The sequence below is a fragment of the Streptomyces sp. NPDC051662 genome (assembly GCF_040681655.1).
GTDB lineage: Bacteria > Actinomycetota > Actinomycetes > Streptomycetales > Streptomycetaceae > Streptomyces.
In genome coordinates, this window is sequence record NZ_JBFAZD010000028.1 from 88,964 (window position 1) to 114,087 (window position 25,124).

The window sequence follows — 25,124 nt, forward strand, 5'->3', positions numbered from 1 at the left end:
GTGGTGTGTACGCGGGGGCGGGACTCTCAGCCCTTGAGACCGCTGGACGTGATGGACTGGATGAAGGACTTCTGCGCGAAGAGGAAGGCGAGCAGCACCGGAAGAACGGTGATCACATTGCCCGCCATGACGGCGGACCACTGGGTGTGATGCTGTCCCTGGAAGGTCGTCAAGCCGAGCTGGAGCGTGTACTGGGTGTCGTGGTTGATGGCGATCAGCGGCCAGGTCAGGTCGTTCCAGGTGGTCAGGAAGGTCAGAACCGCCACGGTGCTCAGGGCCGGTCGCGACAGCGGAAGCACGATGAGGAACAGCACCCGTAGCCGTGAGCAGCCGTCGATCCAGGCCGCTTCCTCCAACTCCCTGGGCAGGGAGAGGAAGAACTGACGCAGGAGGAACACGGCGAACGGTGTGACCAGCGACGGGACGATCAACGCGCCCAGTGTGTCGATGAGTCCGAGACGCTTCATGACCAGGAACGTGGGGATCATCGTCAGCTGGAACGGGATCGCCATCGTGGCCAGCATCAGGCCCAGCAGGACACGGGAGCCGGCGAACCGCATACGGGCGAACGCGTACCCGCCGAGCGAGCCGAGCAGCAGGTTGGACACCACCGCGACCACCGAGACGATCAGTGAGTTGGCGAACCAGCGCGGGAACATCGCGTTGCCGAGCACATACCGGTAGCCGCCCAGATCGATCCCCGACGGCCACAGGGCCGGCGGGAAGCGGTTGATCTCCGCGTTGCTCATCACGGAGCTGAGCAGCAGCCAGATCAGCGGGATCGCGAAGATCAGCGTGAGGGGGGCGAGCAGCAGATGCCAGGGGCTGAACGGCAGCCACCGACGGCCGCGCGAGGAGGCGGGAGAGGGGGCGGAGGTGGAAGCGGATGTGGCCGTCATCGTGCGGCTCCTTCGAGGCGGTGGTTCTCGCGTCGGCTCCGTACGGCCCGTGCCACCCGCGGGACCGCGGCGACCAGGAGCAGCGCGAGTGCCAGCGCGTAGGCGGCTGCCGCGCCGTAACCGGCGGTGAAGTTCTTGAAGGCCTGCTCCCAGATGAAGTAGACGATCACGGTGGTGGAGCCGAGCGGTCCGCCCTTGGTCGTCACATACACCAGGTCGAAGACCTGAAGCGCGTTGATGGTCTGCCACAGCAGAAGGAACACGATGACCGGTGTGAGCGCGGGGAGGATCACATGCCGCAGCAGGTGCCATCGCCCGGCGCCGTCCAGCCGCGCCGCCTCGATGAGGGACGGAGAGACATCCTGCAAAGCGGCGAGAGTGACCACCACGCAGAAGCCGGTGCCGCTCCACAGCGAGATCGCCACCAGGATGAACAGGGCCTGTCCGGGGTCGGTGAGGAAGCCCTGGGCGGAGATGCCGAGCTTGTGCAGTACGGAGTTGGCGGCCCCGAACTCCGGGTCGAGGATGAAGGAGAAGAGCACCCCCTGCGCCGTCGCCGAGATGACGAACGGTACGAACATCAGTGTGCGGTAGATACTCACCAGCCGGATCCGCTGATTGAGTACGAGGGCGAGCAGCAGCCCCAGGCCGATGCTCAGCGGCACATAGAGCGCCGTGTACAGCAGTGTGTTGCGCACCGCTTGGCCGAAGTGCGGGTCCCGCACCAGCGCGTGGTAGTTGCCGAGACCGACCCAGCGGCTGGGTGTGACCAGGTCGTCGGCCTGGAAGGACAGCAACAGCGACCAGGCCACGGGGATGACGCTCAGACCGAGAATGATCAGGACCGAGGGCGAGACGAACGCCCAGGCGGTCGCGGTCTCCCCGCGCAGCAGGCGCCGGAGCGAGCGCGGTCGTGCGCTCTTCCCTGTGGCGCCCGACGCCGTGTCGCGGTTGTTGTCATCGCCGTGGGCATCGGTTGCCGGGCTGTTGTGGTCGTTGTGCTTGTGGCCGTGGTCCGGAAGCGTGAGCGGAGTGGGCAGGCGCGACATCGTATTCCTCTCAACGCGGGATGAGCAGAGCGGCGTTGGCCTCGTCCGCGCACGCGCGCAGGGCCTTGACGGGGGTACTCCTGCCGAGGAGTACGGCGGCGATGGCCTGGCCGAGCGCCTGCGAGATCTGCGGATACGCCGGGTGTACGGGACGTACGCGCGCCGTATCCAGCGCCCGGGTGAACACCGGCAGCCCGTCGGTCCTGGCCTCCTGCGCCTGCCACGCGGGCAGGGCCTGCGTACCGCGGCTCAGTGGCAGGCTGCCGGCCATGACGTCCCAGCGCACATCCTGGGCGGGCCGCGACAGCCAGGTGACGAAGGTACGCGCCGCCCGTACGCGCGCCGGACCGTTGTCGAACACGGTCCAGGTGTCGGGTCCCGAGATGGTTATCGGTTTGCCGCTGTAGCTGGGCAGCGGTACCACGTGGTAGTCGATCTTCGCCTGCTGGACGTCGGGCAGCTGCCACGGTCCGGTGACGACCATGCCCATCCGGCCGGAGAGGAAGACCTGGTACATCTGCTCGCTGCCCGGCTTGGGGTCGACGTAGACGCTCTTGTCCTTCGCGAGAGCCGCCACCGTCTCCAGGGCCTGTACGCCGACGTCCGCGAACCCGATCCGCCGCCCGTCCGCGCTGACGACATCGCCTCCCAGGTCCCACACCATCGGCCACAGCCGCCACACCGTGTCCTCGTCACCCACGCCGGGCCAGCCCGTGCCGAAGGTGCCACGCCCTCCATCGGTCAGCTTCTCGGCCGTCGCCACGAACTCCGCCCAGGTCCAGCCCGGCTCGGGAAGGGGCAGGCCGGCCTCGCGGAAGAGCTTCTTGTTGCAGACCACGGCGAGCGAGTCGATCAGCGCGGGAGCCGCCCGTACCTGTCCGTTGAGTGTGACGGCCTCACGGGCGGGAGCCCAGAAGTCGCTCCAGGGGAGAGGGCCGGAACGGACCGTGTCGGTCAGATCCACCACGGACGGGCTGCGCGCGACGCTCGCCAGATCGGAGCCGAAGACATAGGCGATGTCGGGGAAGGACCCGGACGCGATCGCCGCGGTGATCTTCTGCAGCATCGCGTCGGCCAGCACGCCACCGCCGGGATCGACACGGATACCGGGATGCGTGCGGTTGAACTCCGTGACCAGTTTCTCGATCGCCTCGCGGCCGGTGTCCGTCTGTCCGTGCCAGAGTTCGACCAGGACCCGGCCGTCGGCTCCGACGCCGTCGCTCATGTTCGTACCGCATCCGGGCAGGGCCGTGGTGGCGGCGGCGCCGAGCGCCAGCCCTGTGCCCCGCCGCAGGACCGTACGGCGCGAGAGCCCGGCGGGAGTACCGGGAATGCGGTGTGCTGCGGCCATCTGAGCCCCCAGGGGAAACGCGGTACGGGACGTCACGCGAGGTGCGTCCCCGCACGGTGAGTGATGTGCTGTGCGGCAGTGTGCTGTGCGGCAGTGTGTTGTGCGGCGGTGTGCTGTGACTGTGTTGTGCTGCGACTGTGTGGTGAGTGTGCGGTGCGTCGGAACCGCTCGACGGGCTGATCCGGACGGTCGGGTTCAGCAGGTCTTGCGGACGTACGCGCGGTCGCCGGGGGCGGTGACATCGACGGACCGGACACGGTTCCCGAGGGGCATCTTGAGCTCCAGAAGGATGGGGGGTACGTCCCCGCCTCGGACACCGCGATGATCGCGGGGGTCCTGGCGACTCAGTCCGGACTTACGGCGCGTGGGCCGCGTTACCGGCTGGGCGTACCTCTGGCGCCGGGTGCTCAACTCTGGCGTTGCATGGAGTAAAGCGAGCAAGTTTCGGCATGTCAACAGATCGAAGCTGCGCACTTTGCGCATATGGGCAGAGGGTTCGGTGTTCGACGGCCCTGATTACTCGCCGAGCTGCGCGTTCCTGTGCGGGGTTATGCTCATCTCATGCTGAAAACTGAGCGCCATGCGCGGATACTTGAGCATGTCTCCGCGCGAGGCGGCTCCGACGTCAATGAACTCTCGCGGCTGCTGAACGTCTCGGGAGCCACGGTCCGGCGCGATCTGCAGCATCTGAGCCGACTGAATCTGCTGCGCCGTACGCACGGTGGAGCGGTGGTCGGCAGTGTCGGGGCGGAGCTTCCGGTCCAGCACCGTACGGAGCGCTGCCGGCCCGAGAAGCAGGCCATCGCCCGCGCCGCGGCCGAACTGGTGCCGGAAGGCGCGGTCGTCGGCCTGACCGGCGGCACGACCGTCACCGAGATCGCGCGTGTGCTCGCCGCGCGCGGCCCCGTCACCATCGTGACCAACGCCGTCAACATCGCCGCCGAACTGGTGCCGCACAGGGATGTCACGCTCGTGGTCGTCGGCGGCTACGCGCGCACCGCGAGCTATGAACTCGTCGGCCCCATCGCCGAGAAGACACTGGCCGACCATCACACCGACATGACATTCCTGGGGGTGGACGGGATCAGCGCGGCCCACGGCTGTACGACCCATGACCAGCTCGAAGCGGCGACGGACCGCGCCTTCGCCGCCAACAGCGGCCGGACCGTCGTCGTGGCGGATCATTCGAAGATCGGGAAGGTCACCTTCGCGAAGATCTGCCCGCTGACGGACATCGACCACCTCGTCACCGACAGGGGAGCCCCGGCCGACCCCCTGGCCCGCATCGCCGAGGCGGGCGTCGCGGTGACGGAGGTCTGACCCGGCCCGACGGAGGTCCGGCCTCTGTCCACGTCCCGGCCCCCCGGGTGGCCCTCACTCACCCGCGGTTTCCCGGTAACCGAGAGAAACCACTCGGGGTGAGTGACCCGACGGGGGGTACGAAGATCGCCCGTCCGTGCGCATCGCGTGACGCGGTGGGACTATAGGGGGGCAAAGGGGATGGTGAGGCGGATGTCAGCGGCGCGCAGGCAGTCGAGCCCGAGTCCCGGCGCTCAGCCGCCCGCGCGTTCGGAGGTTCCTTTGGACGCATCCAATGGCGGGACCGCGGTGGTGGACGCGGTGGGCAGGATCGTTGCCTGGACCCCGGGGGCGGAGGAGATCCTCGGCTATCCACCCGCGGAGGTGGTGGGCCGGTCCGCGGCCCTGCTCCTGGCTGATCCGGGCGACCGGGTGCGTGCGATGGCGATCGCGGAACACTGTCGCGCGGGGGCCGGGTGGAGCGGGGTCGTCGCGGTGCGGCACCGCGACGGCCGGCGTCTCGACATGAGGCTGCGCGTCTCCACCTCGTTCCGTATCGGTGGTGATGAGTGCTTTCTGATCTCGGCATGGGAGGAGAGGGCCCAGTGGGCGATGGGCCAGTCCGTGCTGGACGGGTTCGTGACCCGGTCGCCCGTCGGCATGGCGGTCATGGATATGGACCTGCGCTACATCTGGCTCAACGACACACTGGAACGGTTCGGCGGTGTGCCCCGTGAACAGCGCCTGGGCCGCCGTCTGAGCGAGCTGCTCCCGGGCCTCCAGGCCGACATCATCGAAGACCTGATGCGCAAGGTGTCGCAGAACGGCGTGCCGGTCACCGACTACGAGTACCTGGGCTGGAGCTGGGCGGATCCCCATCGGCAGCACGCCTACTCCACCTCGTTCTTTCCGCTGGTCGACGCCGATGGAGACGTCACAGGTGTCTGCTACATCGTTCTCGATGTGACCGACCGGTGGAACGCCCGCGAGCTGCTTGCCATGGTCAATGACGCGGGAGCCATGGTGGGCAGCACCCTGGACGTGACAAAGACGGCCCAGGAACTCGCCGATTTCGCCGTACCCCGCTTCGCCGACTTCGTCACCGTCGACCTGCTGGAACCGATCCTCAGCAACGAGGGGCAGGGGACCTGGCTGACCGACGCAGGACCGGCGGTCACGGAGTCGACGCTGCGCCGGGCGGGCATGACCTCCGTACGGGAAGGATGCCCGGAGGCCGTTGCCCGGATCGGTGACCGGGTCGACTCCATTCCCCCGCCGCACGGCCCTGACCTCCTGGTCAACGGTGAGCCGATCCTCATAGAGGTCCTCGACCCCACCAACCCCCAGTGGGTGTCCCGGCAGCCCGCCAGGGCCACGGCCATCCGCCAGTACGGACTCCACTCGCTCATCTCCGTGCCGATGCGGGCGCGGGACACCGTGCTGGGTGTCACCACGTTCTTCCGCTCACTGAACCCGGTGTCCTTCAAGCCGGACGATGTCCTGCTGGCCCGGGAAGTCGTCGCGCGGGCGGCGGTGTGTGTGGACAACGCGCGCCGCTACACCCGTGAACACAACGCGACCGTGACGCTTCAGCGCAGCCTGCTGCCGCACACCCTGGCCGGCGGGGCCGCCGTGGACGTGGCCTCCGTCTATCTGCCGGCGGGCGCGGGGGACGGTGTGGGCGGGGACTGGTTCGATGTGATTCCGCTGTCCGGCGCCCGGGTGGGCCTGGTCGTCGGTGATGTGGTCGGGCACGGCATCAGCGCCGCCGCCACGATGGGGCGGCTGCGCACCGCCGTCCAGACGCTCGCCGACATGGACGTGCCTCCGGACGAGTTGCTGGCCCATCTCGACGATCTGGTGCTCCGCCTCAGCGAGGAGGAGCCGGCCAACGATGTGCCCGACCCGTTCCGTACGACCGTGGTCGGTGCCACCTGTCTCTACGCCGTCTACGACCCGGTCACCCGGCGTTGCACGCTGGCACGGGCCGGGCATCCGCCGCCCGTCGTCGTCACTCCGGACGGGCACGTCAGCTTCCTGGAGCTGCCCGCGGGACCGCCGCTGGGACTGGGCGGGCTGCCCTTCGAGTCCGCCGAGGTGGAGCTGGCCGAGAACAGCCTGCTCGGCCTGTACACCAACGGTCTCATCGAGGCCGCCGACCGGGACGTCGACCTCGGGATGTCCCGGCTCGCGCACGCCCTGGCCCAGCCGGGCCTCTCCCTCACGGCGCTGTGCGCCGCCGCCGTGGAGCGGCTGACCTCCGTGGCGCAGCCCGACGACGTGGCGCTGCTGCTCGCGCGTACCCGTGCCCTGAGCGTCGAGCATGTCGTCTCCTGGAACGTGGCCTCCGAACCCGCCGCCGTCGCCGGAATCCGAAATCTGGCGACCCGGCAGCTGGAGGAGTGGGGCCTGGACGAGCTGGTCATGACGACCGAACTCATCGTCAGCGAGCTGGTCACCAACGCGGTCCGGTACGGCACGGGACCGATCCGGGTCCGGCTGATGCGCCAGTCCCGCCTGATCGTCGAGGTCGCCGACGCCAGCAGCACCTCTCCCCGGCTGCGGCACGCCCGCACCACCGACGAAGGCGGCCGAGGGCTCTTCCTCGTCGCCCAGCTCGCCCACCGCTGGGGCACCCGGCACACCTCCGAAGGCAAGATCATCTGGGCGGAACAGGAACTGCTGTGACCCCGCGGAGGCGGCGGTCCCGGGCGGCGCGGTGTCAGACGAACGCGTCGTGCATGTAGCACCAGCGCCAGTCCTCCCCGGGCTCCAGTGATGCCACGAGCGGATGACCGAGGGAGGCGGCGTGGGCGCGGGCGTGCCGTAGCGGGGACGAGTCGCAGCATCCGACATGGCCGCAGGTCAGACAGAGCCGCAGCCGCTCCCAGGGCGCGCCGAGCCGCAGGCACTCCTCGCAGCCGTCGGGGGTACGGGGGGTGACGGGGCGCACCATGGAGAGATGCCAGTCGGAGTCCGTGGTCACGGCCCTCACCGGAGAGGTGACGACCTGTCGGTCCATTGTCCTCACGCCGCCTTCCGCGCCTCGGGCCCGGGCGGGTCCTGATACGTCACGACCAGCTCGCCGTTCTGGGCGTCCACCTTGATGTGCGATCCGTCCTCCGCCTCACCGCGCAGCAGCGCGCGTCCGACCAGCGTCTCGACCTCGTGCGAGATATAGCGACGCAGCGGCCGGGCCCCGTACACCGGGTCGAAGCCCTGGTGGGCGATGAGCTCACGGGCCGGCTCGGTGAGTTCCACGGTGATCCTGCGCTCCGCGAGCCGCCGGCGCAGTTCGTCGAACTGGAGATCGACGATTCGCTCGATCTGGGTCAGGCCCAGCGGCTTGAAGAGCACGATGTCGTCCACGCGGTTGAGGAACTCCGGCCGGAAGTGCGCGCGGAGTTCGCTCATCACCTGCGCGCGGGCGTCGGGCTTGATCTCGCCGTCCGCGCTCGCGTCCAGCAGATACGGGGAGCCGATGTTGGAGGTCATGATGACGACGGTGTTGCGGAAGTCGACGGTCCGCCCCTGGGCGTCGGTGATCCGGCCGTCGTCGAGGACCTGGAGCAGGGTGTTGAAGACATCGGCGTGGGCCTTCTCGATCTCGTCGAACAGGACCACCGAGTACGGCTTGCGCCGGACGGCCTCGGTGAGCTGGCCGCCCTCCTCGTACCCGACGTATCCGGGCGGGGCCCCGACGAGCCGGCTGACGGTGTGCCGCTCCTGGTACTCGCTCATATCGAGGCGGACCATGCTCTCCTCGGAGTCGAAGAGCGCCGCCGCGAGGGTCTTCGCCAGCTCCGTCTTGCCCACACCGGTCGGGCCGAGGAAGATGAACGACCCGATCGGACGGCGCGGGTCACGGATCCCGGACCGGGCCCGGATGATCGCGTCGGCCACCAGCTGTACGGCCTCGTCCTGCCCGATCACCCGCTCCTGAAGGATCTCGTCCAGCCTCAGCAGCTTCTCGCGCTCGGCCTCCTGGAGACGGCTCACCGGGATACCGGTCCACGCGGCGACGATCTCGGCGATCTCGTCCTCGGTGACCACCTCGCGCAGCAGCCGGGTCTCGCCCTGTTTGGCGCGCAGCTGCTCCTCCTCGGCGGCGAGGCGGCGCTCCAGATCGGTGAGCGTCCCGTAGCGCAGTTCCGCGGCGCGGTTGAGGTCGTAGGCACGTTCGGCCTCGTCGGCCTCCTGACGGACCCGTTCCAGTTCCTGGCGCAGCTCCTGGACCTTGCGGATGGCCTGGCGCTCGGACTCCCACTGGGCGTGTCGGGCGTCGGCGTCGGCCCGCACATCGGCCAGCTCCCCGCGCAGCTCCTCCAGTCTGGTCACGCTGGCCGGGTCGGTCTCCTTGGCGAGGGCCGCCTCCTCGATCTCCAGCCGGGTCACCCGCCGCGTCAGCTCGTCCAGTTCGGCGGGCATCGAGTCGATCTCGGTACGCATCCGGGCGCAGGCCTCGTCCACCAGATCGATCGCCTTGTCGGGCAGGAACCGGTCCGAGATATAGCGGTGGCTGAGCGTCGCCGCGGCGACCAGCGCCGTGTCCTGGATCCGTACGCCGTGGAAGACCTCCAGGCGCTCGCGCAGTCCGCGCAGGATGGAGACGGTGTCCTCCACACTCGGCTCGTCCACCAGGACCTGCTGGAAGCGGCGCTCCAGCGCGGCGTCGGACTCGATGTGCTTGCGGTACTCGTCCAGGGTGGTCGCGCCGATCATGTGCAGCTCACCACGGGCGAGCATCGGCTTGAGCATGTTCCCCGCGTCCATCGCCCCTTCGGCGCCGCCCGCGCCGACCACCGTGTGGAGTTCGTCGAGGAAGAGCAGGATCCGTCCGCCGGCCGCCTTGACCTCGCCGAGCACCGCCTTGAGCCGCTCCTCGAACTCACCGCGGTACTTGGCCCCCGCCACCAGCGCGGCCATGTCGAGCGCGAAGACGGTACGGTCCCGCAGCCCCTCGGGTACGTCGCCCCGGACGATCCGCTGGGCGAGCCCTTCGACGATCGCGGTCTTCCCGACCCCCGGGTCGCCGATCAGCACCGGGTTGTTCTTGGTCTTGCGGCTGAGGATCTGGGTGACCCGCCGTATCTCCGCGTCCCGGCCGATCACCGGGTCCAGACTGCCGGTACGGGCCTCGGCGACCAGATCGCGGCCGTACTTCTCCAGGGCCTCGTACGCTGCCTCCGGGGTCGCGGAGGTGACCCGCTGATTCCCCCGGACCCGGGTGAGCGCCGAGAGGAACGCCTCCTTCGTGAGCCCGTGGTCCTTGAGCTGACGCCCCGCGGCGGTGGCGGAGCCCTCGTCGGCCAGCGCCATCATCAGATGCTCGACGGAGACATACTCGTCCTTGAGCCGCTTGGCCTCCTGCTCGGCGGTCTCCAGCAGCCGCGACAGCCGCTGGGTGACGAACACCTGGCCGGGCGCGGCTCCCGGGCCGGTCGACCCGGGCCTGCGCGACAGCTCGCTCTCCACGGCCGTGCGCAGCGCGGACGGATCGACACCGGACTGGTCGAGCAGCCGGGGGACGAGCCCGTCCCGCTGGTCGAGCAGCGCGAGCAGCAGATGTTCACCGTCGACTTCGGTCTGTCCGAGGCGTACGGCCGCGCTCTGGGCGTCTTGCAGGGCTTCCTGGGACTTCTGGGTGAGGCGGTTCATGTCCATGGCAGGTCGTCACTCCTCGCGCCGGTGCGGCGCAGCGCCGTCTCCAGCAGACTGATCCGGTCCAGCAGGTCGAGTACGAGCCCGATGGAGGCGTAGTTGAGGGGGAGTCCGGCCCGCAGCCGCTGGATACGGGCCAGCGTGCGCGGGGCGGACAGGTCGAACCAGAGCCGGCCCGCGGGGTCACGGGTGGCGTCCACCAGCCCCAGCGTCACCATGCGCCGGACCATGTCCGGATGCAGGCCCGAGCGACGGGCCACGCTCTCCAGACTGAGCCTTGGCACGGGCGCCAGCTCGTAGACCCGGACGGTTGGCGCGTCCGGCCTCCGCTGCCGTTGATCGGACGTCATCCCGGCCTCCTCGGGTCGAAGTCGGACGCGGCCGACAGTTCCTCGAACAGCTCGCGTTCGCGGTCGGTGGGGCGCGCCGGGACCATCACCCGGATCTCGGCGTAGAGGTCGCCGTCGGTGCCGCGCGGGTGGGGCATGCCCTCGCCGCGCAGCCGCAGCCGGCGCCCGCTGGAGGAGCCGGGCGGGACGGTGACCTTGGCGGTGCCGCCCGGGGTGGCCAGCGGCACGGTCGCGCCGAGCGCCGCCTCCCAGGGCGTCACGGGCAGCGGGACATGGATGTCGCGGCCGTCCAGCCGGTAGCGCTCATGAGGTGCGATACGGACCCGCAGATAGAGATCGCCCGCGGGTGCGTCGGGGCTGCCCCGGCCGCCCTCGCCGGCCAGCCGGATCCGCTGCCCGTCCCGCACGCCCCGGGGAATGGTGACCTGGTAGTCCCGCCGGCCGTCCGGCCCGGCGAGGCTGACCCCGCGCCGGCCGCCGCGGTACGCCTCCTCCACGGACAGCTCCACCTCGGCCTCCTGATCGGCGCCCGGAACGGTCCGGCGGGGCCCGCCGCGCCCGCCGAACAGGCCGCCGAAGAGATCCTCGAAGTCCACGTCCTGGTAGGCGCCACCCGCGCCCCGCGCGAAGCGCACCCCGCCGCCGGTGGAGGCCCAGCCCCCGCCGCCGCGCCCGGCACCCGCCGCCACCCGCTCGTCGTAGTCCTCGGGGATCTGCCGGAAGTCCGGGCCGAACCGGTCGTAGCGCGCCCGGGTGTCCGGGTCGGCCAGGACGTTGTACGCCTCGTTGACGTCCTTGAAGCGTTCCTCCGCCTTCGGGTCCTTGTTCACGTCCGGGTGGTGGCGACGGGCCAGCTTCCGATAGGCCTGCTGGATCTCCTCCTGGCTCGCCGAGCGGGGGACGCCGAGGACCTCGTAGTAGTCCTGTGCCATGCGCCGTCACTCCCGTCGCTGACTGACCGCCACGGCCATCGGACGCAGCTGGCGGCCGTCATCCCCGTATCCGGGACGCAGAACCTCCACGACGGTCCCCGGCTCGGTGTCCGGATCGTCGACCACCCGGACCACCTCGTGTCTGCTCGGGTCGAACGGCACCCCGTTCTCCTCCTGGCGCGGGTAGCCGAGCCGCGCCAGCACCTCCACGGCCTGGTCCCGTACGGCCTCGACGCCCTGGATCACCGAGGAGGGATCGGCGTGGGCGTGGGCGAGGGCCAGTTCGAGATGGTCGAGCACGGGGAGCCACTCGGCGGCGGTACGGGCGCGCTCGGCCTCCCGTACCCCCTCCAGCTCCCGGGCGTGCCGCTTGCGCAGATTGTCGAGATCGGCGAGCGCGCGCCGCCAGGCGTCCTGTGCCTCGGCCAAGTCCTTCTGGACGTCATCCGGCTGATCGGCGCTCGGACCCTCCCGCGCGGGCGCGTTGTCCGTTTCGTCCGGCGGCGGTGCCGGTTCCGGCTCGGTGGCCATGGCGTGACCTCAGCTCCGGTCGAAGTCGGCGTCCACGACGTCGTCGTCGCCTCCGGTGCCGCTCGCCGGGGGCGGACCACCGGGCTCCGACGAGCCGCCGGCGGGACCGGTCGGCCGGGCGGCCAGCGCCTGGTAGACCTGCTGGAGTTCGGAGGTCAGCGATCTGACCCGGTCCAGCGTTTCCTCGCCCTTCACCGCCTGGCGGGCGTCGGAGACCAGCAGCTGGGCCCGGGCACGCTCGTGCTCGGGCGCGTTCTCGCCCAGCTCGCCCAGCCTGCGTTCCACCTGGTAGGCGATGGCGTCCAGCTCGTTGCGGGCGTCCACGGCCTGTCGCAGTGCCTGATCCTCGCCGCGGTTGCGCTCCGCCTCGGAGATCATGCGGTCCACCTCGGACCGTTCCAGGTTGGAGCCCTCGCTGAGGGTGATGCCCTGCTCCTTGCCGGTGTCCTTGTCGCGTGCGGTGACATGGAGGATGCCGTTGGCGTCGATGTCGAAGACCACCTCGACCTGCGGCTCCCCGCGTGGCGCGGGACGGATGTCGGTGAGCTGGAAGCGGCCGAGTACCCGGTTGTCGGCCGCGCGCTCGCGCTCGCCCTGGAGGACGACCACATCGACGGCGGGCTGGTTGTCCTCGGCCGTGGAGAAGGTCTCGGTACGGCGCACCGGGATCGTGGTGTTCCGCTCGACGATCTTCGTCATCACACCGCCGCGGGTCTCCACGCCCAGCGAGAGCGGGGTGACGTCCAGCAGCAGTACGTCCTTGACCTCGCCCTTGAGCACCCCGGCCTGCACGGCGGCGCCCAGCGCCACCACCTCGTCCGGGTTGACGCTCATATTCGGGTCCTTGCCGCCGGTCAGCCGCCGGACCAGCGCCTGCACGGCGGGGATCCGGGTGGAGCCGCCGACCAGGATGACCTCGTCGATGTCGCTGTCGGTCACCTTCGCGTCGGACAGCGCCTGCTGGACGGGGCCCAGACAGCGGTCCACCAGATCGGCGGTGATCTGTTCGAAGGTGGAGCGCATGATGGATTCCGTCAGATGCTTGGGGCCGGTGGCGTCGGCGGTGATGAACGGCAGGCTGACCTGAGTCTGGGTCACCGAACTCAGCTCCGTCTTGGCCTTCTCCGCCGCCTCGAACAGCCGTTGCAGCGCCTGGGTGTCATCGCGCAGGTCGATCCCGTTCTCCCGCTGGAACGTGTCCGCGAGATAGTCCACCAGCCTGCGGTCGAAGTCGTCGCCGCCGAGGTGGGTGTCGCCCGCGGTGGACCGTACCTCCACCACGCCGTCCCCGACGTCCAGGATGCTCACGTCGAACGTGCCGCCGCCGAGGTCGAAGACGAGCACGGTCTCGTGCTCCTTCTTGTCCATGCCGTAGGCCAGGGCCGCCGCGGTCGGCTCGTTGATGATGCGCAGCACTTCGAGGCCGGCGATCCGCCCGGCGTCCTTGGTCGCGGTGCGCTGGGCGTCGTTGAAGTACGCCGGTACGGTGATGACCGCCTCGGTCACCCGCTCGCCCAGCGACTTCGAGGCGTCCTCGGCGAGCTTGCGCAGGACCAGCGCGCTGATCTCCTCCGGCGCGTACTGCTTGCCGCGGATGTCGAACCGCGCGACGCCGTTCTCGCCCGGTACGACGTCGTAGGTCACCGCCTTGATCTCGTCCGCGACCTCGTCGAAGTGCCGGCCGATGAACCGCTTGGCGGAGTAGATGGTGCCCTTGGGATTGAGAATCGCCTGCCGCCGGGCCAGCTGGCCCACGAGCCGTTCCCCGGAGTCGGTGAAGCCCACGACGGAGGGGGTGGTGCGGGAGCCCTCGGCGTTGGGGAGGACCGTCGCTTCACCGCCCTCCCACACGGCGATCACCGAATTGGTGGTGCCCAGGTCGATGCCGACTGCCTTGGCCATGAGGTGCTCCCTTGCGTCCACTGCCTTCGTTCGCTGGCTCCGTCCGCTGCCCTCGGGGCAGGGTCACGTCTTCTCCAGGGTGGCGGCGGCGCCGGGCCGATTCCTGCTCCTGAGAGGTCGAAATCCCGGCGGTGACTGGACCTGCCGGCACAGGCCGCCCTGGCGCCGGCCCCGGGGCGGACCGGATGCGCGTCCCCCGTCGCTCGGTAAAGTTGTTCCTGGGGGCGACTTTCTTCGGGAAGGTGTCGGTCCAGGGAGATGAGCACGGCCGCCGGAAGAGCCGGAGCACCGGACACCCCGGGCAGCCGGTCCTCCCGCCTCCAGCGTCTGATGGCGCTGTCGGGCGCCTTGTCCGACGGCGACGACACGCATGAGGTGATGCGGCTGGCCGCTTCCGGTGTCGCGCGGCTCGGCCCCTGGTGTACGGAGGCCGGCTATCTGCGGGCCGACGGGCGGCTGGTCCGCTGTCCCCCGGACTTCTCCCTTCCGCCGGGTTCCTCCGCCATGAGCCGGGCGCTGGACAGCCAGGTCAATGGACTCGGCGGCCGGGACGGCGCCGTCCGGCTCCCCGGCCGGGAGTGGTCATGGGCGTTCGCGCTCCGGGCGCCCGGCGGGCGAACCGGAAGCTCCCCGGCCGGATATCTGGTCGTGAGCGCCGGGCGGCGGCCGGACGACGACGACATCGCGCTGCTCGGACTGCTGGCGCGGCAGACCGGCGCGGCCCTGGCGGGCGCCGCCACCCACCGCCGGGAGCGGGAGTACGCCACTGAGCTGAGCCGGGCCCGGCGGGACGGGATCGCCGCCCGTGCGCGACTCGCCGCCGTGGAGTCCGAGCTGATGTACCGGCGGTCGGTGCACGACGCGCTGAGCGGTGCCACGGCCACCGGGGACACCGAGGCCGGGATCGCCTGGACGGTCCACCGGCTGACCGGCTTCTCCGCCGTGGTGGAGGACCAGTTCGGCAATCTACGGGCCTGGGCCGGCCCCGGCTGCCCCGACCCGTACCCGAAGCCCGACCCGGGACGCCAGGAGCAGCTGATCCTCGACGCGATCAGGGACCCGCGCCCGGTGTATGTCGGGCACCGGCTCACCGCCGTCGCCCGCCACCGCGGCGAGATCCTGGGCACCGTCTCCCTGGTCGATCCCGAGGGCGCCGCGGGGGAGCGGGAGGAGTTCGCGCTCGGTCACGCGTGTGACGCGCTGGCCCTGGAGATGGCGCATCTGCGCAGCCTGGCCGAGATGGAGCTGCGGCTGCGCCGCGAGCTCGTCGACGATCTGATCACCGGTACGGACGACGAGAGCGCCTTCGCGCGCTCCGCGGCCGTCGGCCACGATCTGCACGGTGCACAGCACCTCGTCGCGGTGGCCTGGACCGGGCTGACCGCCGACGACGCGTTCGTGCGGGCGGTGGCCGGTGCGGCGGCCGGTCTGGGGCTCCGGTCGCTGGTGGCCAGGCGCTCGGGCCGGGCGGTCCTGGTGGTCCAGGGACGCCCCAAGGGTGAGGAGTTGTATCTGGCGGTCTCCCAGGAACTCGGCTCGCGCGCGGGCGCCATCGGGCTCGGCAGCCGCTGCGACTCCCCGGCCGAGATCCCGCGTTCCTACCAGGAGGCGCTGCGCGCACTGGAGGTACGGCAGCGTTCGCGCGTACCCCACGGCGCGACCTCGTTCGACGACCTGGGCCTGTACCGGATCATCGGTACGGGTGACGACTACCGGGAGATCGAGGGGTACGTCCGCGAGTGGCTCGGTCCGCTCCTCGACTACGACGCGGCCCACCGGGGCGATCTGGTCCGTACCCTCTCGCAGTACTTCGAGGCGGGCGGAAACTACGACGGCGCGGCCTCCGCCCTCGGCATCCACCGCAGCACGCTGCGCTACCGGCTCCAGCGCCTGCGCGAGATCGGGGGCCACGACCTGGGCGATGTCGAGACGCGCCTCAATCTGCACGTGGCGACCCGGGTGTGGAAGGTCCTGGGCGGCGAGGCCTGACCTTCCGTCGTCCCGCGCCCCTCGCGGTCACCGCGCGGGGCCGGGACAGTGGCCCCCCGCAACCGCGTACGGCGGCGTGCCGCACGCGCGGGGGCCACTGGACGGTAGTCCGTACGGAGGAGTCTCCCGCTCAGGACTGGGGGCGTCGGCCGTGGTTGGCGCCGTTCTTACGACGCGCCTTCTTCTTGCGGCGCCGCTTCGATGACATGACGTCTCCTCTCGCGAGTGGTGATTCGTTGCCGGATACGCACCGTTCTACCGTGTCTGCCGTGCTTTCCACCGGCGGGGCACGGAGCGCTTACCCCACGCTCACGATCCTCATGCGCCGCGCCGTTTGTACGGCATCCTCTGCTGGAGGGTAGAACGTGCCCGGGACGGAGGTCTTCCTCTCCCGTGCCCGTACGGTAAAGGACCGAGAACTGATGGCTGACGACAATGCGGATCTGCTGGCGTTCGTGCGGGCGCGCCTCGACGAGGAGGCGAGACGCGCGCAGGAGGCGGGCGGGGAGCGCTGGCGCTGTCCGCCCGAGATGCCGGGCGAGATCCACGACCGTACCGGCGGGATCGCGTTCACGGTGCGCACGCGCGGCTACGACGAGCACATCGCCCTCCAGAACCCGGAGTACACCCTCCGGCGCGTCGAGACGAGCAGGGTGCTCCTCGACGAGTACGAGGAGGTGTGCCACCTGGACACCGACCGTCCGGCCGCCGACTTCCCGTCAGGCCGAGCCGTCGGACTGGGGTTCGTCGTCCGGCAGCTGGCGGCGGAGCACGCGGGCCATCCCGGCTACCGGGCGAAGTGGCTGCCTCGGTTCGTCCGTTAGGGCCTGTCGTGTGAGGGGCAGCACGCTTGCCCCGAGATATGCCCGGGCGGCGCTTTCGGTGCCTATGGTGTGGATTATGAGTACACACTTTGATGTCGTGGTCCTCGGCGCGGGACCGGGCGGATACACCGCGGCGGTCCGCGCGACGCAACTCGGGCTGCGGACAGCAGTCGTCGAGGCGAAGTACTGGGGCGGTGTCTGTCTGAACGTGGGATGCATCCCGTCGAAGGCGCTGCTGCGCAACGCCGAACTCGCGTACATCTTCACGCAGGAGGCGAAGACCTTCGGAATCCGGGTGGAGGGCCGGGTCGGCTTCGACTACACGGAGGCGTTCAAGCGCAGCCGTAAGGTCGCCGACGGCCGGGTCGCCGGTGTGCACTATCTGATGAAGAAGAACGACATCGCCGAGTACGACGGCCGTGGCACCTTCATCGACGACCGGACGCTCCAGGTGGCGCTGACGGAGGGCGGTACGGAGACGCTGTCGTTCGACCACTGCGTCGTCGCCACGGGGACCACGACCCGGCTGCTGCCGGGTACCTCCCTGAGCGAGCGGGTCGTCACCTACGAGGAGCAGATCCTCTCCGACACTCTCCCGGAGAGCATCGTCATCGCCGGCGCGGGCGCCGTCGGCGTCGAGTTCGCGTATGTGCTGCACAACTACGGGGTGAAGGTCACGATCGTCGAATTCCTCGACCGGCTCGTGCCGTTGGAGGACGCCGAGGTCTCCAAGGAACTCGCCAAGCGCTACCGGCGTCTGGGTATCGAGGTGCTGACCTCTACCCGGGTCGAGTCGATCGACGACAGCGATCCGTCGGCGAAGGTACGGGTCACCGTTTCGCGGGACGGACAGCGGCAGGTGCTGGAGACCGACAAGGTCCTTCAGGCGATCGGCTTCGCGCCGCGTATCGCGGGCTACGGCCTGGAGAACACCGGCGTCCGGCTGACCGAGCGCGGAGCCATCGAGGTGGACGGACGCGGCCGTACCAGCGTGCCGCACATCTTCGCGATCGGGGATGTCACGGCGAAGCTGATGCTGGCCCACGCCGCCGAGTCCATGGGGGTGATCGCGGCCGAGACGATCGGCGGCGCGGAGACCATGGAACTGGATTTCGTGATGATCCCGCGCGCCACCTACTGCCAGCCGCAGATCGCCAGTTTCGGCTGGACCGAGGAGCAGGCACGCGAGCGGGGCCATGATGTGAAGGTGGTGAAGTTCCCCTTCACCGCGAACGGCAAGGCCCATGGTCTCGGCGACCCGGTCGGTTTCGTGAAACTGATCAGCGACAACCGCTACGGTGAACTGCTCGGCGCGCATCTGATCGGCCCCGAGGTCACCGAGCTGCTGCCGGAGCTGACGCTCGCCCAGCAGTGGGATCTGACGGTGCATGAGGTGGCGCGCAATGTGCACGCCCATCCGACGCTGGGCGAGGCGGTCAAGGAGGCTGTCCACGGTCTGGCCGGACACATGATCAACTTCTGACGCCCGGCGGCGGTGGATCAGTCGGATTCGTTCCGCATCGCCAACGGCCCTCTGCCGGAGGGCTCTTGACGGGCGGTTGGTCCAGTCCTATCTTCCACTCAACCATTCAAAATCAGAGCCAGCGTTCATATATGTGGAGTGCGGGCTCTGATGGCGTCCCCCCCACCAGAAAGGTGAGTGAGACATGTTTTCACGCCTTCGGACGTTCACGGTTCTCGCCGCAGTGGGTGCTTCCTCATTCCTCGCCGTCCCACAAGCCTCCGCCGAGGTGGAGCCCGGCGGCTGGACCTCCGTCTCGCCCACCTTCACGGTCCAGGAGCGGGGGTGCGGCCAGGTCGACGGTCTGACGTTCACGCTCACCTGCTCCACCGCGAGCGGCGACCAGCGCGCCGAACGCAGGTATGCCACCTACACCGGGGGCACCCGGCAGTTCGAGGGCTACTTCCGCATCAGCAGCCTGAGCGGTACCCGCATCAGTCTCAAGCAGACGTTCAACGAGTCGGCGGCCGGCCCCTACTTCATGCTGGCCGCCGAACGCGGCGGGCGGCTGTACGCGGTCCACGGCGGCGACACACTCTCCAACGCCGGCACCGTCGGCGCGACGGTCCGCGTCAACACCGTTCACCAGGTCGGCACATCACACCGCACGTACATCAACGGATCGCTCAAGCACACCTACGACAGCCCCGGCGGCAGCTTCTACGACAAGTTCGGCGCCTACCGCACCAACAGCGGCAACGGACCGGCCACGGTGGTCTGGAGCGACATCCGCTTCTGGCGCAAGTAGCGGACGCCCGTGCGCCCAGCGATCCGAGCGGCGGTGCCGGCCGTCGCGCTCGCGCTGGTGGCAGCGGCGTGTTCCGCGCAGCCGCCGGCCGAGCGCCCCGCCCGAGGACCCGCCACGTCCCCGGGCGGGGCCGCCGCCCCGGAGAACCCGCCGCCCGGCGGAGGACCGGCCGCCACGCTCCGCGCGGTCCTCACCACACCCACCGATATCGATCTCAGCTGGCGGGGCGGCGGGCCCGGCGCCGCCGGCCATGTACTGGAGTTCGCGACGGACGAGGCGGGCCCGTACACCGTTCTCCAGTACCTCTCACCGGGCGTGACGACCTACCGTCACCCCGATCTGATGCCGCGCACGACCTTCTACTACCGCCTCCGGACCATCGACGGTCCGGCGTCGGCGCCGGTCGACGTCGCCCTGCCGCCGGGCGAACTGACCACGCGGGACCAGGAGTCGGACCACGACTGGCTGGCTCCGCGCCGGGACCCCGGACGGTCGGCGACCGGTCGTTCCATCCGGGACGGGGGAGCCGCCGCACCCTCCGGGCTCAAGGCCGTGGTCAAGCATGCGAACGGCATTCTCTTCACCTGGACCGATCACGCCTCGGACGAAGAGGGGTTCCTGCTGGAGGCGCGTACCCGGGGCGGTTCCGCTTACGCGCCGGTCGCCGTCGTCGACCCCGACATCAACTCCTGCGGTCTGATCACACTCCCCACCGAGAAACGGGCCTCGTACCGGGTCCGCGCCTTCAGCTACGGAGCGCGGTCGAACGTCCCCCGGCTGACGACCGGGCAGGCGGGACTTTGAAGACCGGACCCAGGGCCCTCCGCCGCTCAGGCGGACGCCCTGACCACCAGCTCGGGCGCGAACAGTTCCGACCGTACGGCCTGGCCCGGCCGGGCGATCCGGCGCAGCAGGAGCTGGGCCGTCGCGGAGGCCATCTCCTCGACCGGCTGCCGTACGGTGGTCAGCGGCGGGTCACAGGACTGGGCGGCATGGCTGTCGTCGAAACCCACCACCGCCACATCCCGCGGCACGTCTCTGCCCGCGCGCTGGAGGACCGGCAGCGCACCGAGCGCCATGAGGTCGGACGCCACGAACAGCCCGTCCAGATCCGGCCGCAGCGCGAGCAGTTCCCGTACGGCCGAGGCGCCCCCCGTATGAGTGAAGTCGCCCTCCGTCCACGGGATATCGCGGACGCCGTGCTCGGCCAGGGCCGCGCGGAACCCCTCCAGCCGCTCCCGGGCCGCGGGCATGTCCTGCGGTCCGGCCACCGAGCCGATCCGGGTGCGGCCCAGTGACACCAGATGGTCGGCGGCCAGCCGGGCTCCCGCGCGCTGGTCGGCCTCCACGAACGCGAGCGAGGAGTCGTGCTGCGGGCGCCCCGACAGGACGGCGGGCAGCCGGGTGTCGGCGAGCAGCCGCGGCAGCGGGTCGTCCACATGCGATGAGATCAACACCACTCCGTCCACATGCCCTTGGCGCAGATACGAGAGGGTCTGGAGGCGGGAGGCCTCGTCGTCCACCAGCATCAGGACGAGATGGACGCCGGCGGGCCGCAGCACATCGACCAGCCCGCTGACCACCCGCCCGAAGTGCGGGTCGGTGAAGACCCGGCCGAGGAAGGGAGCGGCGGCATGGCGTTTCTCCTGCTCGGAGACCACGAGCGCGACCGACCCCGTCCGCCGGGTCACGAGCGAGCGGGCGGCGCGGTTGGGCACGTACCCGGTGGCGGCCACGGCCTTCTCCACGGCGTGCCGGAGCGTACGGTCCACCGTGGGTGTCTCGTTGATGACCCGGGACACCGTGGCCCGGGACACACCGGCGACGCGGGCCACGTCCTCCAGTGTCACCGGGCGGGAGGGCGGCGGGGAGTCGGCATCCATGAGGTCTTTTATATCCGCGCCCTCCCCGTCGTCACACCGGCGGCCTCGCCGTACGGTGTGCCCCCGCCGTACCGGGCGGTCACCCGCCCAGCGAGGAGAGCGTCTTCAACTGCTCGGCGCGCGCGTCGGCGATGCGCGCGGCGAGCCGCTTGGCCTCCTCGCCGCCGCCGGCCCGGGACTCGGAGCGGGAGACGCGCCGCGACTGTTCGAGGTGTGCGCGGATCTCCTGGCGCACGAAGCCGTCGAATTCCGCGCCCGTGAGCCCGCGGGCGCGGTCGAGATCCGCCTCCGTGACCATGCCCGGCATGTCATGGCCCTCGTGCACATTGGTGTCGGGCAGGCCCATGCGGCCCAGCAGCCGGCGGAACTGGGTCAGTTCCGTACGGTGTTCCTTCGCGAGGGCGGCGGCCCAGGACGACAGCGGCGGTGCGGACTCCCGGGCCGAGGCCAGCGCGAGAAGCCGCCCGGCCTGCTCGTTCATCGGGGTCATCAGCTGGATCCAGCCGGAGTCGGTCGCGGTGAACGGCGCGCTGGACGAGGGGGCGGGGGAGGAGGAGCTGTCGACGGTGGCCGGCCGCTCGGCGGTGGGGGAGCAGCCGCTCGACGACAGGAGCGGAAGAGAGAGCAGAAGCAGGGCCGACAGGAGTGTGACACGTCGCTTCATGGTGGTTGTCCCGTGAAGGGCCCGCCCGGGGGAGACCCGGGCGGGCGGTGTGGAGAGGTGGGTGACGGGCAATCAGGGACGGCCGTCCGCACCGCACTTGATGATGGGGTTGATGCAGTCGCGCACGCGGCGCTCCATCTCGGCGGCGGGCCAGACATTGAAGAAGTCGCCGTGCATGGTGTATCCGGGCCCCGATGCCAGCCGGAACCGCGCGGGATCTCCATTGACGGGATACCGGAGCACCTGCCGCAGCTTGGGCACGGGGACCGGGTGCGTGGAGGGACAGGCGCCCGCCACCGGATAGGACATATGGCTCTTGTGGTCCGCGGAGTCGAGGTCCCTGCCGTTCCAGCACTGCGGGAAGTCGAGATAGGACTCCAGCATCGAACCGGCCGGGCAGTTCACGAAGTTGGGGGAGGATCCGACCTCACCGTGGTGCAGACACGACCAGCGGGAGATGGTGTTGTCGTTGGGACCGGTCGCCTTGGCGTTGCCGGCCACGATGCGCAGGCCCCTGGGCATCGGCTGGATCTTCGCGATGATGTCGTCGCGTACGCCTTCACCCAGGTAGTAGAAGGTCGTCCCGGTCGGCTCGATCTCGGTGTCACCGTTGTACAGGGTCGGCACCCAGTACGACGAGAGGTCGGTGGCTGGGCTGCAGTTGCTGGACGCCCGTTCCAGACTGGCCAGGTCCGAGTGGGCGTTCGTGGAGGTGTTCCCGAAGAAGCTGTGCATATGGGACGCGCCGGGAAGGCCGGGGAACACGATGGGGTCGTCGGTGGCCCGGTGGCTGTAGGGGCACTCCGCGAGGAACTCGGCGACGCGCACCACCTCCTCGGCCTGGGCGGCGGGCGCGGCCTGGGCGGGCGCCGCCTGCGCGGACGATGCCTGCGCGCGCTCTCCCGGGTAGCTGAAGCCGGCGATGAGCAGAGCGGCCACGGACGCCGCGACGAGCCCTGTCAGCCGGCGCCAACGGGGCCGGGAGGACACGGTGGGGGGAGCGAGGATCCTTCTCACAAGGGGTCCAATCCATGGGTTGCGGTGATGTGTGGGGCGGTGGTCCCGTATCAGCCCTTCTGTTCGACCCGCACCCAGTCGATCTCGGCCTGGATGCCGCCCTGGGCGATACGGTCGACGCTGGACTGCGGCAGCCCCCAGTACGGCGTGGTGACCTTGTTCCAGCCGGCTGGATAGGCGCCGCCGAGAGCGAAGTTGAGAATCACGTACTGGTTGTGGTCGAAGACCCACTGGCCGCGCGTGGACTCCAGCTTGTTGCGCGTCGTCTCCTGGACGATCCGGTCGTCCACGAAGAACCGCATGGTGGTGGGCGTCCACTCGACCGCGTATGTGTGCCACTGGTCCGCGCTTCCCCCGCCGGGGTAGTACTGCTGCGCGCCGATGTTGCCGTCGGCGGAGTAGCCCGGTCCGTGCAGGGCGGTGCTGGTCCAGTTGCCGTAGCCGATGTTCTCCATGATGTCCGTCTCGCCCGAGGCGGGCCAGGACACTGCCGGGTCGTCGACATTGCTGCCCAGCAGCCAGAAGGCGGGCCAGTATCCGTCGCCCACCGGGAGCTTCAGCCGGGCGCTGACCTTGCCGTACGTGAAGTCGAACTTGGTGTTGGTGTCGATACGTCCCGAGGTGAAGTCGTATGTACCGCCGCCCGCCTGGGTGCAGCCCTTGCAGTACTTCGGGCTCAGGATCAGACTGCCGTTCGCGGTACGGATGGTGTCGGGGGAGTCGACATACGCCTGCGCCTCGCCGTTGACCGAGCCCATCTCCTGGCCCGTCCTGACGACCCGCCACTTGGAGCGGTCGAGCGAGGCTCCCGTGAAGTCGTCGAAGAACGTCGTGCGGTACGCGCCTCCCTGCTCGGCGGGGAGCGCGGGATAGCCGGCCGCCGCGCTGCCGCCGGTGCCCCACACCTGGAACTCGTAGAGGGAGTAGCCGAATTGGGCCGTGGCGGGCGCCGGATTGTAGAAGGAACGCCGCTCCTTGCCGAGCATGCGCACATAGCGCCCGGTGGCGGGTGCGGAGAGCGTGATGGTGTCATGGCGCCCGGCCGCCTCGGCCGGGGACTTGATGTCGGCGCGACGCGCGGCCACCTCGGCGGCGGACGGGCGGTGCACGGTGCGCCAGGTCCTGTTGTCGTCGGAGACCTGGATCTCGAAGTCGACGGCGTACGCGGCTTCCCAGTACAGGTCCACACTGTTGATGGTGGAGGTCGCGCCGAGGTCGACGGAGACCCAGCGAGCGGCGTTCCAGTCGCTCGCCCACCGGGTCTGGTCGCCCTTGAGGGCGGCGGGCCAGCCACCGTCGGTGACGAACGCCGGCGAGTTCCCCGCGTGCTGGTAGAGGTTGCTGTAGGCCGGATGGTGGAGCGCGAGATTGGTCCGGGTGGTGGAGGCGGGTGCCGGGTCGCCGCCGTAGATCTTGAAGGAGTACAGCGAGTAGCCGTAGGGCGTGCCGCGTTCGACGCCGCGCAGACGTACGTACCGGCCCCTGACCTCCTGCGGGTAGGTGTGGGCGGTGACGGTCCCGCCGGTGCCCGCGTCCTCGGTGTAGAAGGGCCGCCAGGTGGTGCCGTCGCCCGATACCTCCAGGACGTACTTCTTGCCGTAGGCGGCCTCCCAGTCGAGGGTGACCCGGTCGATACGGAGGGTCCGGCCCAGATCGACCCGGATCCAGGCGTTGTCGACGGCGTCGCTCGCCCAGCGGGTGGCGCCGTTGCCGTCGAAGGCGGCGCCGGGCCCCAGGTCGGGGTTCTCGCTGCCGGAGGCGGTGGCAGCGGCCGGGTTCGCACTCTGGGCCGCCGCCGCGAGGTCACTGTCCCAGGCCGCGACCGCGGCTCGGGGGGCGCCGGTCGCGCTCGGCGCCGTCGCCGCCGTCAACGCGGCGACGACCGCGGCGGCGGAGGCGAAAAGAAGACGTGGGCGCATGGCTCTCCTTCGAGAGGGGTGGGGGAGCTCGGAACACAGCCCGTACGGAGGGGCGGGGCTGAGGAGACCACAGCGAGAGAGCGCTCTCGTGGAACGTAGAAGCAGCCCCAGAAGGTGTCAAGACACCGGTGGCACAGAGATGCCTGTCCGGCAGAATCGACACTTCATGAATACAACCCCTCACGCCGGGAAGCATGCTCAATCCACCTGGAAAGCTCCCCATATCCCTTTATCTCAGGGGCAGTTGGGCCTCGTTGGGTCCCGGAACCGGTCAGCTCCCTTGACGTGCTGTTCACATGCCGTGAACATGCCTGAGTGAGAGAGCGCTCCCTGCCACCCCCACCGTTCACATCCTGAACAAGGAGAGCCGCCATGCCAACTCCCCCCACGCGCCGTACCGTTCTCGGTGTCATGGCCGCCGCCGCGTCCGCTCCGAGCATGCTCGCCCTGTCCTCGCCCGCGTCCGCGCATACCGGCGCCGCCGCCCTGCCGGGCGGTGGTGATCTCGGGCCGAATGTGGTGGTCTTCGATCCGTCGACGCCGAACATCCAGGGCCGGCTGGACGAGATCTTCCGGCAGCAGGA

General features: G+C 70.0%; 20 protein-coding genes and 1 pseudogene. 8 read left to right on the forward strand and 13 right to left on the reverse strand.

Translation table 11 applies throughout. The annotated features are described in order from the left end of the window. Nucleotides 1-26 precede the first annotated feature (26 nt). The 3 genes from AB0M67_RS33550 to AB0M67_RS33560 are packed head-to-tail and all read right to left on the reverse strand — an operon-like array spanning nucleotide 27 to nucleotide 3,299. A complete protein-coding gene (locus tag AB0M67_RS33550; RefSeq protein WP_365751345.1) occupies nucleotides 27-899 on the reverse strand; it encodes a carbohydrate ABC transporter permease in 873 nt (290 codons plus the stop codon). Continuing rightward, nucleotides 896-1,948 carry a sugar ABC transporter permease gene (locus AB0M67_RS33555; protein ID WP_365751346.1) on the reverse strand — a complete coding sequence of 351 codons (1,053 nt, stop codon included), beginning with the start codon at nucleotides 1,946-1,948 and terminating at the stop codon, nucleotides 896-898. The genes AB0M67_RS33550 and AB0M67_RS33555 overlap by 4 nt, the downstream gene beginning before the upstream one ends. 10 nt (nucleotides 1,949-1,958) lie before the next feature. Further along, nucleotides 1,959-3,299 carry an ABC transporter substrate-binding protein gene (locus tag AB0M67_RS33560; protein WP_365751347.1) on the reverse strand — a complete coding sequence of 447 codons (1,341 nt, stop codon included), beginning with the start codon at nucleotides 3,297-3,299 and terminating at the stop codon, nucleotides 1,959-1,961. A gap of 561 nt (nucleotides 3,300-3,860) precedes the next feature. Here AB0M67_RS33560 and AB0M67_RS33565 point away from each other — a divergent pair. Both AB0M67_RS33565 and AB0M67_RS33570 read left to right on the forward strand, forming a co-directional pair. Further along, nucleotides 3,861-4,619 carry a DeoR/GlpR family DNA-binding transcription regulator gene (locus tag AB0M67_RS33565; protein WP_365751348.1) on the forward strand — a complete coding sequence of 253 codons (759 nt, stop codon included), beginning with the start codon at nucleotides 3,861-3,863 and terminating at the stop codon, nucleotides 4,617-4,619. 180 nt (nucleotides 4,620-4,799) lie between these two features. Beyond that, a complete protein-coding gene (locus AB0M67_RS33570) occupies nucleotides 4,800-7,286 on the forward strand; it encodes a SpoIIE family protein phosphatase (protein ID WP_365751349.1) in 2,487 nt (828 codons plus the stop codon). Nucleotides 7,287-7,320: 34 nt separating this feature from the next. On the opposite strand, the gene AB0M67_RS33575 is transcribed toward AB0M67_RS33570, so the two are convergent. From AB0M67_RS33575 to dnaK, 6 genes are read right to left on the reverse strand one after another with little or no spacing between them, the layout of a single operon-like run. Next, the gene (locus AB0M67_RS33575) at nucleotides 7,321-7,584 is read right to left on the reverse strand and encodes a UBP-type zinc finger domain-containing protein (RefSeq protein ID WP_365751350.1); all 264 of its coding nucleotides are present in this window, start codon (nucleotides 7,582-7,584) and stop codon (nucleotides 7,321-7,323) included. A gap of 41 nt (nucleotides 7,585-7,625) precedes the next feature. Next, nucleotides 7,626-10,262, reverse strand: a complete 2,637-nt coding sequence (gene clpB / locus AB0M67_RS33580) for an ATP-dependent chaperone ClpB (RefSeq protein ID WP_365751351.1) — start codon at nucleotides 10,260-10,262, stop codon at nucleotides 7,626-7,628. Then, on the reverse strand, nucleotides 10,253-10,609 hold the full coding sequence (locus AB0M67_RS33585; RefSeq protein ID WP_365751352.1) for a chaperone modulator CbpM: 357 nt from the start codon (nucleotides 10,607-10,609) through the stop codon (nucleotides 10,253-10,255). The genes clpB and AB0M67_RS33585 overlap by 10 nt, the downstream gene beginning before the upstream one ends. Further along, nucleotides 10,606-11,541, reverse strand: coding sequence for a J domain-containing protein (locus AB0M67_RS33590; protein ID WP_365751353.1), 936 nt, complete (start codon nucleotides 11,539-11,541; stop codon nucleotides 10,606-10,608). Before AB0M67_RS33590 ends, AB0M67_RS33585 begins: the two co-directional genes overlap by 4 nt. 6 nt (nucleotides 11,542-11,547) lie before the next feature. Then, the gene (locus AB0M67_RS33595) at nucleotides 11,548-12,072 is read right to left on the reverse strand and encodes a nucleotide exchange factor GrpE (RefSeq protein ID WP_365751354.1); all 525 of its coding nucleotides are present in this window, start codon (nucleotides 12,070-12,072) and stop codon (nucleotides 11,548-11,550) included. A 9-nt stretch (nucleotides 12,073-12,081) separates the two neighbouring features. After that, the gene (dnaK, locus tag AB0M67_RS33600; protein ID WP_365751355.1) at nucleotides 12,082-13,974 is read right to left on the reverse strand and encodes a molecular chaperone DnaK; all 1,893 of its coding nucleotides are present in this window, start codon (nucleotides 13,972-13,974) and stop codon (nucleotides 12,082-12,084) included. A gap of 258 nt (nucleotides 13,975-14,232) precedes the next feature. On the opposite strand from dnaK, the gene AB0M67_RS33605 reads away from it, so the two are divergent. From AB0M67_RS33605 to AB0M67_RS33625, 5 genes are all read left to right on the forward strand, one after another. Next, a complete protein-coding gene (locus AB0M67_RS33605) occupies nucleotides 14,233-15,963 on the forward strand; it encodes a helix-turn-helix domain-containing protein (protein WP_365751356.1) in 1,731 nt (576 codons plus the stop codon). 422 nt (nucleotides 15,964-16,385) lie between these two features. Continuing rightward, the gene (locus AB0M67_RS33610) at nucleotides 16,386-16,787 is read left to right on the forward strand and encodes a DUF6221 family protein (RefSeq protein WP_365751357.1); all 402 of its coding nucleotides are present in this window, start codon (nucleotides 16,386-16,388) and stop codon (nucleotides 16,785-16,787) included. Between the two features lie 76 nt (nucleotides 16,788-16,863). After that, a complete protein-coding gene (gene lpdA / locus AB0M67_RS33615) occupies nucleotides 16,864-18,270 on the forward strand; it encodes a dihydrolipoyl dehydrogenase (protein ID WP_365751358.1) in 1,407 nt (468 codons plus the stop codon). Nucleotides 18,271-18,454: 184 nt separating this feature from the next. Continuing rightward, complete coding sequence (locus AB0M67_RS33620) at nucleotides 18,455-19,057, forward strand: hypothetical protein (protein ID WP_365751359.1); 603 nt, start codon at nucleotides 18,455-18,457, stop codon at nucleotides 19,055-19,057. Between the two features lie 9 nt (nucleotides 19,058-19,066). Then, a complete protein-coding gene (locus AB0M67_RS33625; protein ID WP_365751360.1) occupies nucleotides 19,067-19,861 on the forward strand; it encodes a fibronectin type III domain-containing protein in 795 nt (264 codons plus the stop codon). A gap of 26 nt (nucleotides 19,862-19,887) precedes the next feature. Here the strand turns inward: AB0M67_RS33625 and AB0M67_RS33630 are convergent, their stop codons facing one another. The 4 genes from AB0M67_RS33630 to AB0M67_RS33645 all read right to left on the reverse strand — a co-directional run bounded on the left by AB0M67_RS33630 (nucleotide 19,888) and on the right by AB0M67_RS33645 (nucleotide 24,540). Then, nucleotides 19,888-20,940: a LacI family DNA-binding transcriptional regulator gene (locus AB0M67_RS33630; RefSeq protein WP_365751361.1), complete on the reverse strand. Its 1,053-nt coding sequence runs from the start codon at nucleotides 20,938-20,940 to the stop codon at nucleotides 19,888-19,890. A gap of 79 nt (nucleotides 20,941-21,019) precedes the next feature. Then, complete coding sequence (locus tag AB0M67_RS33635; RefSeq protein ID WP_365751362.1) at nucleotides 21,020-21,604, reverse strand: DUF305 domain-containing protein; 585 nt, start codon at nucleotides 21,602-21,604, stop codon at nucleotides 21,020-21,022. Nucleotides 21,605-21,676: 72 nt separating this feature from the next. Beyond that, a complete protein-coding gene (locus tag AB0M67_RS33640) occupies nucleotides 21,677-22,594 on the reverse strand; it encodes a DUF1996 domain-containing protein (protein WP_365751364.1) in 918 nt (305 codons plus the stop codon). 77 nt (nucleotides 22,595-22,671) lie between these two features. Then, complete coding sequence (locus AB0M67_RS33645; protein ID WP_365751365.1) at nucleotides 22,672-24,540, reverse strand: discoidin domain-containing protein; 1,869 nt, start codon at nucleotides 24,538-24,540, stop codon at nucleotides 22,672-22,674. Nucleotides 24,541-24,912: 372 nt separating this feature from the next. Between AB0M67_RS33645 and AB0M67_RS33650 the strand changes: the two are divergent. Further along, nucleotides 24,913-25,124, forward strand: a pseudogene (locus AB0M67_RS33650) (coagulation factor 5/8 type domain-containing protein); the annotation flags it as partial.